The 12,259-nt window shown below is 31.6% G+C and carries 12 protein-coding genes and 2 pseudogenes; all 14 read right to left on the bottom strand.

Annotated elements, in window-relative coordinates; genetic code table 11:
* Positions 1–5 precede the first annotated feature (5 nt).
* A complete protein-coding gene (locus TTE_RS01995; RefSeq protein ID WP_041587271.1) occupies positions 6–905 on the bottom strand; it encodes a CPBP family intramembrane glutamic endopeptidase in 900 nt (299 codons plus the stop codon).
* 114 nt (positions 906–1,019) lie between these two features.
* A complete protein-coding gene (locus TTE_RS01990; protein ID WP_011024856.1) occupies positions 1,020–1,430 on the bottom strand; it encodes a hypothetical protein in 411 nt (136 codons plus the stop codon).
* Between the two features lie 196 nt (positions 1,431–1,626).
* Positions 1,627–2,196 (bottom strand): hypothetical protein, encoded by a 570-nt coding sequence (locus TTE_RS01985; RefSeq protein WP_193328916.1) that lies wholly within the window; start codon positions 2,194–2,196, stop codon positions 1,627–1,629.
* A gap of 643 nt (positions 2,197–2,839) precedes the next feature.
* Complete coding sequence (locus tag TTE_RS01980) at positions 2,840–4,123, bottom strand: IS110 family transposase (protein ID WP_011024548.1); 1,284 nt, start codon at positions 4,121–4,123, stop codon at positions 2,840–2,842.
* A 185-nt stretch (positions 4,124–4,308) separates the two neighbouring features.
* The gene (locus TTE_RS01975; RefSeq protein WP_011024854.1) at positions 4,309–4,509 is read right to left on the bottom strand and encodes a helix-turn-helix domain-containing protein; all 201 of its coding nucleotides are present in this window, start codon (positions 4,507–4,509) and stop codon (positions 4,309–4,311) included.
* Between the two features lie 4 nt (positions 4,510–4,513).
* The gene (locus TTE_RS01970; protein ID WP_011024853.1) at positions 4,514–4,798 is read right to left on the bottom strand and encodes a sigma factor-like helix-turn-helix DNA-binding protein; all 285 of its coding nucleotides are present in this window, start codon (positions 4,796–4,798) and stop codon (positions 4,514–4,516) included.
* Between the two features lie 315 nt (positions 4,799–5,113).
* Positions 5,114–6,307, bottom strand: a complete 1,194-nt coding sequence (locus tag TTE_RS01965) for an ABC transporter permease (protein ID WP_031314328.1) — start codon at positions 6,305–6,307, stop codon at positions 5,114–5,116.
* Positions 6,288–7,019 carry an ABC transporter ATP-binding protein gene (locus TTE_RS01960; protein ID WP_041587270.1) on the bottom strand — a complete coding sequence of 244 codons (732 nt, stop codon included), beginning with the start codon at positions 7,017–7,019 and terminating at the stop codon, positions 6,288–6,290. The genes TTE_RS01965 and TTE_RS01960 overlap by 20 nt, the downstream gene beginning before the upstream one ends.
* Before the next feature lie 16 nt (positions 7,020–7,035).
* The gene (locus tag TTE_RS01955; RefSeq protein WP_011024850.1) at positions 7,036–7,566 is read right to left on the bottom strand and encodes a hypothetical protein; all 531 of its coding nucleotides are present in this window, start codon (positions 7,564–7,566) and stop codon (positions 7,036–7,038) included.
* 20 nt (positions 7,567–7,586) lie between these two features.
* Positions 7,587–7,730, bottom strand: a pseudogene (locus TTE_RS13405) (ATP-binding cassette domain-containing protein); the annotation flags it as partial.
* A 319-nt stretch (positions 7,731–8,049) separates the two neighbouring features.
* Positions 8,050–8,319, bottom strand: a complete 270-nt coding sequence (locus tag TTE_RS01950; RefSeq protein WP_235619558.1) for a hypothetical protein — start codon at positions 8,317–8,319, stop codon at positions 8,050–8,052.
* A gap of 765 nt (positions 8,320–9,084) precedes the next feature.
* Positions 9,085–10,719, bottom strand: a complete 1,635-nt coding sequence (locus TTE_RS13280; protein WP_011024847.1) for a S41 family peptidase — start codon at positions 10,717–10,719, stop codon at positions 9,085–9,087.
* Between the two features lie 22 nt (positions 10,720–10,741).
* Entirely contained in the window at positions 10,742–11,104 is a 363-nt protein-coding gene (locus tag TTE_RS01940; protein ID WP_011024846.1) for a hypothetical protein, read from the bottom strand.
* A gap of 158 nt (positions 11,105–11,262) precedes the next feature.
* Positions 11,263–12,044 (bottom strand): annotated as a pseudogene (locus tag TTE_RS14125) (LuxR C-terminal-related transcriptional regulator).
* Between the last annotated feature and the right edge of the window lie 215 nt (positions 12,045–12,259).

The following is a 12,259-nucleotide window of genomic DNA, read 5'->3' as shown; positions in this document are numbered from 1 at the left end:
TCTTTTTATCCCAATTCTACTTCTTGCACTTTCCTGTATCTTTCAAAATAATAGTACAGTATTAAAAAAGTAATTAAAATAACAAGAGTAGCAATTATTCCACCTTCCAGTCCAAAGTCCCCACCAGAGAGAAAATTGTTTTTCGGAAAAGCATTGTAAATACCTCTTATAGCATTGCCACTTACATTAAACCCGAATATGTAACCTTGAAAATAATTCCATGATATGTGATATCCAATCGGCATCCATAAATTCCCTGTTTTTAGATACATATAGGAAAACAAAACACCTATAAGAAATATATTTAAAAGCCCAAGAAAAACTATATTAGGATTTAGAATATGCATAAGTGAAAAAATAATGGAAGAAATCAAAACAGAAACCCACGGCCTTTCCATCTGGTTTAACGCATTTATAAAATATCCTCTGCTCATGAGCTCTTCTTCCAAACCCACAAGAATAAAAGCGTACATGCCACCAAGTAAATAGTAAGCACTTATATTACTATTTCTTTCGATTGTTACAGCCCCTATTATGTAAAGTATCAAAACAATTATTGCAATGGAAAAAGCTCCAATTAAAAATCCAGCTACCAAGTCCTTATAACCATCTTTTAGAGAAGTAAAGCCTATGTCTTTAAATTTTTTCTTATCTATAAATTTTAGCATTAAAGCTATCATGATTAATGTAGACAAAAAACTTATAGTAGTGAAAAGATAAAATCGCTCTTCTCCCACCATCAATAAAAGAAGCAATTTATGCATTGTATATTCTGAGTACTTACCTATCAAACCAATTATTAAAAAAGCTAAAAACGCAAATAACAATGTGATGACAAAAGTTCCTGCTATCAAAATAGCAATTTTCCAGCCCGAACGCATTTGCCCATTTTTATTTACAAACATTTTCTTCAAGGCAATCCCTCCAAATATTTTATTAAACTTTCTTAAAGGTAGAAAAAGAACAACCTATTACCATAATATACAAACTTGAACTAAAACTCAAGTAAAACTTATTCATCACACAAAAGTAAAGAGTCCCTTTTGTCTAAAAAGACAAAAGGGACTCTCCCGCTGTTTTCTATTATCCCTCAATTTTTTTATTAACTGGAAAAGCTTCTCCTGACTTTCTTTGTCATTCGAGTTCTCAAGTAATTTTTTTAAAAGTTCACCTAACTCATATCTATTTTCCTTAATTTTGTCCAACCATTTTGGTGCACCCCAAAACATATTATTCAATTCTGTAAACACTTCTGACACAAGCAAATGATTTTTATAAAATCCATTAACTTTACATGCTAATGATAAAGCATACACAGAGCCGGTTATAGAACTAAAAATCACCAAATCTTCTACGCTTCCATTAAATTCTTCAATATTTTGACTTAAGAAGCGCAATTCACTTAAAAAATAATCGTTAATACTGTCCATTTGGGCTTGATACTTTTGGATTGTTTTATACTGAATATAAATTTAAGATCAGTGAAGTTATTAAAATTAAAGAAATAGTCCATGATTTAATATTCTTTTTCAATTTTGAGTCCCCCTTTACATTTAACTATTATTACTTTAATTTCTATTTATTTCTATCACATTTCATTTTCATTAAGTATCAAATTTTATTCATCTATTGACAATATATCTTTACTTCGGCATTTTCTAAAAGTAAATATTCTTCTCCATCCCTCCACTTAATTATGAGTTTTATAGGCTTTTTAATGGCTTCCAAAATTTTTTCCCTATCTTTCACATCAATTTGATTTATATTTGGCAACCAGGTAAACCGACTAATTTCTGTCATATAATCCATCTTCTCATTATTTTTCACATTTAAATCTATCTTCTGCTGATTTAGAGTACCGAAATATAATATCCCGGACATTATGTAAGGCTGCAATCCTTCGTCAACAAATGCTTGTGCTTTAAAGTCTTTTATAACTTTATCACTAATATTTTCTATTATGATTCTATACTGTAAAGAAGTATATTTATTAGACTCTTGAGCTTCTTTTGCATTTTTAGCCCATTCAGAAGTTTCATTGCCAGAAAATTGATATTTCTTTCCTACCTCAATTAGAGTATAAATTTTAAAATTCTTACTTTGTGTAGAATAATTCAAATCAGGAGCTTTATTAGTATTGTATAAAAATACATTCCTTCTATTGTAATTATAATAATCATAACCCACAAAAGCCACTAATATCACAGCAATCAATAGTACATAAAATATTATTCGTTTGATGTTTATACTATCACCTTCCTCCCTCATCTTTTATTTACGGAGAACGTTTTATAAACATTTTCACCTCCCACTTTTTTATTTCCCCCTCCCTCTATTATCTTTTATTTTCTCTTAATATCTTAGTTTTTCTTTAATTTTCTCATCACAACAAGAGCATCTCATGGCTTATATTACCATTTCTTACTTATCTAACCATTAAATGGGTAAGCTTAATAAACCTCATATCCTATTTCCATATTATGGCGGGATAGCTCCACTTATCTCATGGGGTTTACCCTCCCATGTCTCACTGGATCTTAGTCCTTAATTCCTTCGTTCTACCTGCCATGAGGTGGATGTCATTTCTGCTCCATTGCAGGGTCTTTGCCCGTATGGTGATTATTTTTATGACAATTCCCGCTCTTGTTGTCAATATCCCATCTCTTGATTGGTTGTTTTTGTCTTATTCCTTCTTTTACCTTTTATGTCACATCGTTCACACTTTCGCTTTTCATAAAAATCAATTTCTTCTTAAGGGTCAGCTCTTTAGATGTGACTAAGTTAAAGCTGAAGAGAAGATGATTAACCCTTAATTGATTTGATAGTATGTTGGCACTTTTTATGCAGCTTCCTGTAAGCCTGGCCTCTTTATGTCCTTCATCATCTTGATTGGGTCATATTTTACTCCTTTCTTTAATATGACATAAAATATCCTTATCAGTTTGTTGCACAATACTATTAGTGATTGCTTCTTTTTTAGCGGGTTTTGCGCTCTGGTGGTGTAATATTTGTGTAGTTCACGAAATTCTTCGTTTTTTGCGACCAAGGCCATTACTGCATTAAATAGCACACTCCTCAATCGCTTCCTCCCTCTTTTACTTATTGTCGTTTCTCCTTTATGCTTACCAGAGCTATTTTCTATTAGGTTTAATCCCCCTAGTTTTTGTATCTGTTTTGGATGTTCATATTTTTCAATATCTCCTACTTCTGCAATAAAACCTGCTACTGTGTTTACTCCTATCCCTTTGATTTCTAGTAGTTCTTTAACCCCTGGTATCTCAACTATTAATTCTTCCATCTTCTTCTCTATTTCTTCAATTTGTTTTTTTAAAAATTCGTATTGTTCAATGAGAGTCTTTATCTCGTATTCCGCCATCTTTATGCCCTGCTTCTTCCCTATGCTCTCCTTAGCAGTTTCTATCAGCTTTATAGCCCTTTTTTCTCCTACCCCTCTTTGTACTTCTTTCTTCCATATCGATATTATTTCTTCAGCACTCTTTTTTGCTATCTTCTCAGGCGTTGGAAATTCTCTTAATGTGATAAGTGCTGCTTTCCCTTCCCAGTCTGAAAATACGGTGTTAAACTCTGGAAAGTATATGTCCAACCATCTTGTTATTTGATTTTTTGTCATCCCTATTTGTTTGTTCAACCTGTCTTTTATGCCCATCGCTACCCTTAATTCTGCATATACTCCTTCAGGTATTATCGGCTCTACATATCTCCCGTCTTTTACTAGCATTGCTATTGTTTTTGGGTCTTTCTTATCGCTTTTTGTGGGAGAATTGTCATCTAATTCTTTGCTCATCTTTACATGAAATGGATTAACCAATACTACCTTTATGTTATTGTCTTTAAGGTATTGGGCAAAACACAGCCAATATTGCCCTGTCGGTTCTATCCCTACTATTAGTTTGTTTTTCTTATGTCTCTCCATCAAGTCTTTTGCCCAGTTAAGAAATTTTGTCATACCTTCTCTATTGTTTTCAAATCTCAGGTATTTCCCATATTCTACTCCTCTGTAGTCAAATGCTCTGGCATAATGGCTTTCTTTTGCTATGTCTACTCCCGCAATTAATGTGTCTCCCGTTACTTGCAAAATCTTTTCATTTTGTTTATACTTCATTTTAGGTACCTCCTGTTTATTTTGATAATTCGAGGTAAGTTCTTAAACTTACACTCTGTATTTTATCAGGAGGTACTTATTTTTTCAAAGTCCATTCTCCCTTATTTTTTATTCATTACAGGAATGCTCTATCTATATAAAAGCTAAAATTTCTAAAAAATATTCCATGATCTAAAATTTTATTTTCATTTTATCTCAAATTTTTTTACTGCCTTTATTATAATCTCTACTATGTCCTGCCTTAATTCTTCTTCTATTTCTTCATCTACACCTTTTACACTATCCATTATCAAGGGCTCAAAGCGCTTTATTATTTCCTCTATAGCTTCTTTATCCCCCTGTTTTGCTTTCAAAATAACTGCAAAAAGCCTTTCACATTCTTCCATAGTTTCAAACTTCCTTTATGAATTCTTCCAATTTTCTAAGAGCCCTTTTCTTCATTTTACTTATACAGGACTGCGTTTTGTTGAACATTGCTGCAATTTCTTTTTGAGGTATTCCTTCTATAATGTTTAGCAGTAGTATTTTAAATTCCTCTGGTTCAAGTAATTCTTTATATTTTGAAAGCATACATTTATCTATTACCTTATCCTCAAATGAGATATAACTGTATGTTATGCTATCAATTACCTCTTCTTTACTCTCGCTTTCTTCATTATTTCTTGGTGTATCCAATATTAAAAGTTCCCTATATTTTACTTCTTGATATTTCTTTTTAAGCTTTACAGATTATAACTTAACAAATTTAGCTACATACCCAATAAAAGCTAATTCCACCTCATTTTCTTTCATCTCTTTACCCTCCTTGCATCTCCCTTTTTCCCATTATACCTCTTTAAATGTTAAAATTTATTAAAAAATCCTTAAATTTTGGTTACAAAATGGTTACAATTTAAAACATAAAAGACGGTTCACTTCATATGAAAAAACAGATGAAGTAAACCGTCCCCAGTGTTTGTTTCACTTACATTTGCTAATTTATAAAAGTTTTTACACCCTAAATAATGCCCATTCCTGTTTAAACATTAGTGCTGCTATATATATACTAATAGCCACGTATATCATTGATGAAAATACAAATATACCTATGTGTGTCATATTAATAATTCCATAAAGCAATTCTTTAAATATTGAAATAGTCCCAAATACAGGTATTGCAAAATAAGATATAGGTATTTCATTTGGCATTTTATACATAACCAAATATGCCGGAATTATTGCGATAAACATTAAAGGTGAAATATATGTCTGCCCTTCTTTAAAAGATTTTGCATATGCACTTAAAGCAAGCTCCAGTGCAGCAAAAATTGACGCTGTAAAAAAGGCAGCTATGAACATGACAATTATTGCTATTGTACTCATTTTAAAATCGGCATTTAAAGATGCCATGTTTCTATTCAAAGAAAAAGATGCAAAAAGTCCCAAAAGTGAAGCAACAGCACTGAGAAGCGCCATGGCTGTTACAGCTAAGTATTTGCCTGCCATTATAGAAAGCCTTGATGCAGAAGTCGTAAGTAAAGGTTCTAACGTACCTCTTTCTTTCTCACCTGCTGCCAAATCAACAGCTGCTCCCATACCTCCTGTTGCTGTCCATAAAGTCAAAAGCATTGGTACAATGAATGCTAAAAAAGAACCTGCCATTTTACTTTGTGAAGCTATGTTTTCAGTTTTTACCTCAATTGGATCTAATATTTTAGGATCTATCCCTTTTGCTATAAGTCTTTCTTTTACAATATTATTCGCATATTCTTTTATAAGACTTCTTATCATATTCTCTGCATTTGAAGATTTCATATTTGCCATATCTACCTGAATTATTAAATCAGCGTTCTTGCCCTCTTCTATATTTTTACCAAAGTCAGAGGGTATAATAAGAATTGCCCTTATATCGCCTTTTTCAAGACTTTCTTTGGGATTTTGCAAATCCGTTATTATACTTATTCCCGTCGATTTTAAATAATTTACAAATTTTTGATTATTTCCTTCATCTATAATTGCTATTTTTGTATCGCTTATTTTTTGTTCTGATATGCTTTCTGCTCCACCTATAACTATGTACATCATTATAGGAATAAACAAGGCAGGAAGTAAAATTGTGACAATCCATGTCTTTTTATCTCTAAAAATGTCCTTTAATTCTTTTTTCAAAACTATGTATACATGCTTAAACTTCAATTTTCTCACCTACCAATTCCATAAATAATTCTTCAAGATTGTCTGTTTTGTATTTCTCTTTTAAACCTTCTATAGTCCCTTCCTCTATAAGTTTCCCTTTATGTATTATACCTATCTTGTCACAAAGTTTTTCTACTTCTGACATGCTGTGGCTTGAGAAAATGATTGTCTTTCCTTCTTCTTTACAAAACCTTATAAAGTCGTGCACTTCTCTTACTGAACCTACATCCAGGCCTGACGTTGGCTCATCAAAAAGCATCACCTTAGGGTCATGTATTATTGACCTTAAAATTGCTACTTTTTGCTTCATTCCTTTTGAAAGCTTCGCTGCTAGTCTATCAATAAATTCCATCATGTCAAATTTACGAGCTAATATATCAATTTTTTTATTAGCCTCTTTTTTATCCATATCATGAAGCTCTGCAAAATAAAGTATATTTTCCCTTGCAGTAAGCCTGTCATATAAACCGCTTTCTCCTCCAAAAAGTATCCCAACTTCTTTTCTTATCTCTTCTGGTTCTTTTATTAAGTCTCTTCCATTTATAATGGCTGTCCCATTCGTAGGCTTTAACATTGTAGCAAGCATTCTTAAAGTTGTGGTTTTACCAGCACCATTTTCACCCAAAAGCCCATATATTTCTCCTTCTTCTACTCTAAAACTTAAATTGTCTACTGCTCTTATGTTTTTAAACACTTTAGTAAGTCCATCTACTTCTACCAAAACCAATCCCTCACCTTCAATTTTTATCATTTTCTAGGTCTAGTACCAATTTAGATAATGCTTCTTGAATCGCTTGACTGACTTCTTCAAGAAAATCTTTTGAAATTTTCTCTGATTTAATTTCCGGTTCTGGAATAGGTTCAAACCAAGTAAGAAAGAGTTTTTCCATAAATTCTTTAGCAAAATTCTCCGTCACAATGCGGTCATCAAAATCTGAAACTGATAGAAGTTTTCTTCCATCCCTAAAAAGTATAAAATCCCAAAGCCTTATTCTTCTGGTTTCTATAATTTGTAAGAATAATTTTCTTGCCTCTTTTGTCATCTCCCCTTTTACAGCAATAGCTCCCTTCATACCACTCCATGGCTCCACAGAAATTTTAGGTAGCCCAAGAAATTCTTCTCTTCCTTCAGAAAGTGTCATTGTCGGATCATCAGGAAATCGAACTTCAAAATGAGATGCTGAAAGTACACCATATTTAAGCATAATTTCCCATATATCAGTATCTCTTCTCTTTCCTATGTAATAATATTCTCTTTTTTTTGACATAGCTCTCACTCCCATCAAATCCTTAAAGTAGTACTTTTACACGCACCATTTGGACCTATAAGCCCTACAACTTCACCTGGATACATATTGAAAGAAATTTCATCAACTGCTTTTACCTTGCCATAATACTTTTTTAGATTTTTTACAGAAAGTATACTATCCATTTTCATCCTCCGTTTATGTAAAATTTATACAAATTATAGTCCCTCAAACTACAATAAAAAAACAACCGATGGAATACAATACTATAAATTCTACAAAATTCCCTAAAATCCTTCTTCTATTTCCAATCTACAGTAAAATTTAACTTACACTTAACATAATTATACCTTATTACCCTTTTATATTTCTAACACTTAAAGCGTAATCAAAATCATAAAAATATTGCAGCAGGTAGTGGAGTAATTTCTTTTCATCTCCCATAGGTTAATTATGTACCAATTGACAATTCTGTTATAGAATGATAAAACAGAGGTCTGAGTTTTATTTTTGATTATTTCCTGTGTATTTATAAAGTAAGTACGAATCTATAATAAAAACTAAAGCAAAAATAATGCAAAATGTAGCTTTAAAAATCTCATAACTTACGTTGAATATCAGCATTATTAACATGAATGATAAGAAAAAACTAGTCACAACAAAACTGATCGAATGAGCTTCTGCCATTTTGTTTTGAAGTTGTTTATCCTGTAAAATGTTAATATATCGACTAGTAAAAAAGTTAGAGAAAAAAGCAAAAAATGCAAAATACATATAAGATTTAAAAAATCCTAAAAAGCCAATAAAACCAAGAAAACCTAACAACCAATAGAATTTTTTCATACAATTCCTCCTAACATTGCATAATTATAACCTTATGTTAAAATTATACCAAATTACTAATGTTTTTCGCAATAAGAAAGGTGGAAGGATAATATAAATTTGAAAGAATTAAAAGAAAAGTTGATAAAAGAAAATATACTGCAAATACATTGGGACATACTATGACAATTTTCTTGCTGGTTCTGTTTTTTGGCTAAACCAAAATGAAAAGGGAAATAGAAAACAATAGAAACTTTTAAATCAGAAGAAGATGTTTGTGACTTTTTCTATAAGTATGTAAAAGAGAGGTTTGAAAAAGCAAAAACATATCGACTATCAAAATGATAAGGAAGAGTGAGGATATAATATTAAAATTCTGCCAGAAAGTTACGCCTGTGATATCCTACTTTGTTTTCTACATTTCCTTTCTCATGCCCGGCATTTGGATTGCAAAATGTAACTTCAAAACCGTAATGCTATTTTCCGGTCAACTTTAAATTTCCTTGCTATTTCACTGATATTTAACCCTTTAAAAAAGAACGAATTTTTGATATCATCTATTTGGGTCATTGTGAGCATCCTCCAATCCTCCCTTGTAGTTAAGTTTCCCTAACTACAAGGATAATGGTTTTTATAGATGCCTGCAATGACCCTTTGCAAATCTGAGGATCTTTGAGTTGCAAAAGTGGGGATTTTTCTTTGCAACTTCGTCCATTTTTATTTTACAATAAACAACTTAGTCATCTCTAAAACTTTCTTTAATACTGTGTCATATTTCACCATATTTAAAATATTATTTTCATCAATATTTTTTCTGTCCCTAAGATAGTTTACGAAATCATCATAAGATTCTTCTACATAAATATCAGGCTGTGTGCCTACTTCTTCATTTGCCGTACCATCAGGGTTTAATGCCATGTTATTAGGATATCTCACCATAAGCCCGCTATTGGGAAGTATGAGATGGTCTGGATTGAAACCAAGTCCACCTGAGGTAGGCGTGCCAACGACAGTTGCCCACTTAGTAGCTTTAGCAAATGAAGCAAAGCTTTCTGCGGCAGAATAAACCCCTGCATCAGTGAGCAAATATATCTTGCCTTTAAATCCCACGTAATTTTTTGGAGTCACTGTATATGAAATTTCAGCGAAATATCCAAAATCATCTTTCACCTCAGGAGGATAGTTTTTACCTTTGGGCAATTTATCAAGCGTTTTTGTATACTTAATATCATAATTTTTTACCACCGTATACGCTTTATAAGGAATTTTTTTATCTATTAGAGGCTGTACTACATTTTCCACCCAGTACGCTAAGTTGCCTCCGCCATTTCCTCTTATGTCAATTATTAAATAAGGGTAGTTTTTAATTTCTTTAAAAAAGCTATATATTTCTTTTCCATCTTTCTCAATATCTTTCTGTGATATTTTCATCGCTGGTATCTTTAAATATGCTACCTTGTCTTTTACCAATATACTTTTTACCAATGGCATTTTATCAAGTGCACTCTGATTTATGACTAGTTCAACGGGTTTTAAAGTTTTTTCTATTGCCTCCCCTTTAGGGCTTAAAAAAGTAAGTTTTATTGTATCTCCTAAGGTATCAGCAAATACGTAAAGTTTATACTTTACTATTTTATTTCTTTTGAAATCATAGTTTAAAAAGGTTTTATCCATCAAAGATTTTACGTATTCATCAGATGTTAGTTCATTCACTTTTAAAAGAATTGAACCTTCAGGTATACCATATCCCTCTAATGATTCATTCTTATTATATGGTATAGCAACGTACTTTCCTTCGATATATGAAAAAGCTATTGGCAAAATATACGTTGTTTCTTTAATATTTTGCTTCCAGTATTCATAATCTTTTATAATTATAGGATTTTGAAAAGGATCTAATTCTTTCATTTTTCCATCGGTAATAGGCATATCAAGAGCTTTCTTAAACATTTCAAAAAGCTCTGGGCTTACTAAACGAGCATGAGCAACTTGTAAAAGCGTTACCATTCTTTTTATCTCATTGTAAAATTCAATATTATTTTTTGTTTCTCTAATTCTCTTTTCAAACTCTTCTTTACGAGACAGCCAGTCAAACCCCGTTTTTCTTTTCCCTACCTCAAAGAATGGATAATTTTTCTGTAATGTATTATATAGATATTCAAAATCTTCCAATTTTTGCTCAGTAGTCAATCCTTTGGCTAAATCGATATCTTTTAAGTTTTTGTAATATTTATTGTATACCTCTGAGTATGAATATGATGGATTGTAAAATATCATATAGCTGAGAAAAAAAGCAGCTCCTATGACCATTATTACTGCTAATACAATTTTTATAATTCTTTTTTTAGACATAAACACTGCCTCCTATATATTTTTAACCCAATTTTAATAGTGGAATCTTAAATATCAATATGAAGAAAAGGAAAGATAGTACCAATATTAAATCAGAAATAAATCCGTCAACGGAAGCGTTAATAAACTGCAAATTTTCACTGGCGTATTTCCTAAGAGGATAATACACAACACCTGCAAAAACAGGAAAAGATAAAATCGCAAGCAGTATTCCATACACAAAATTATATTCCATCTTCAAAGTATTAAACCCTACTGCCAGAAGACACACTAACCCTCCCTCGGCGATGAGAAAATAGATCGTTTTTAACGTTCTTTTTATGTCTCTCTTATTTTCACTTTCTATCACTTCATTCTCTTTCTTGTTAACATTTAAATTTTCCATAATATACCTCCTTCCTTTTATACTAAATTTTTCCTACTACCATTATAATATCCAAATTTATACTCTGTCTACTATATTTTAGTATAGTCTTTTTTACATTTCCAGTTAAGGTCTACATAAATAAGCAAAAAAATTATACTAAAGTATAGTCTCAAATTTTAATCCAAATCTACCAATCCCAACTTAATTGCTTTTATTACTGCCCCTTTGATATTCTTTACCCCAAGTTTCTCTACTATTTTTCTTTTGTGATATTTCACAGTCACAACCCCTATTCCAAGAGCTTCTGCTATGTCTAATTCTCTATATCCTTTTGCCTCTAATGCCAGCATTTTTATCTGGCTGTCATTTAATTTTATCTTTATCTCATTTAGCTCTTTTTCTTTTACTATCTTTTCATACTCAGTTGCTATTTTCTCAGCTAGCAGTTTTATTACCATTGATACTTCATCCGCAATTTTTTTATCAATGGTTGATATATCCACATAGCCTACTATTTCCCATTTTCTACCATTATAGGTGAAGCAATACAGTGCCATTTTTTGAATATGTCACAGTAGTGCTCCTTAGGTCTTACATACACTACCCTCTTTAATCGCATTGCCATTGAAATCGCATTTGTACCACAGCTTTCTTCTCTAAAGGATACTCCCTGTTCAAAGCCTGAATCTTTTATACACTTTTTCTCTTTTGTGCTGCATTTTACGTCCAATAAATATCCTTCAAAATCACTAAGCAAAAATAGATATTCACCTTTTACCCAATCCTCTTCTACACTCATATGAAAAGCTTCTATGAGTTCTTTATTTTTATGTATTTTCTTTTGCAAATCTTCTTGATTTAATATCACCAATGGCAGAGTTATTGAAGGGTCAATACCAATTTCCCTACACCGCTCATATGAAGAAATTAGTTCCTCCTGTGGGCATAAAAAATTCATTTTTTATACCCCCAAAAAGATTGAACTGTTTTTTAATATTATACAATATTTAGAGCAAAATTTGTGAAATTTGGAACGAAAGTGTCATTTTGGGGAACGAAAATGCATTTTTCGCCTAATATTTTACAATTAGAAATAAAAAATGAGGAGAATAACCTCCTCCATAGTGTAAAATTATCGTAGGATTTTTTGAGTGAAAAAAACAAGAGACAACC

This window comes from Caldanaerobacter subterraneus subsp. tengcongensis MB4 (genome assembly GCF_000007085.1).
Classification (GTDB): Bacteria; Bacillota; Thermoanaerobacteria; order Thermoanaerobacterales; family Thermoanaerobacteraceae; genus Thermoanaerobacter; species Thermoanaerobacter subterraneus.
The sequence above is the reverse complement of the archived record's forward strand: the minus strand, read 5'-3'. Positions and strand labels throughout refer to the sequence as shown.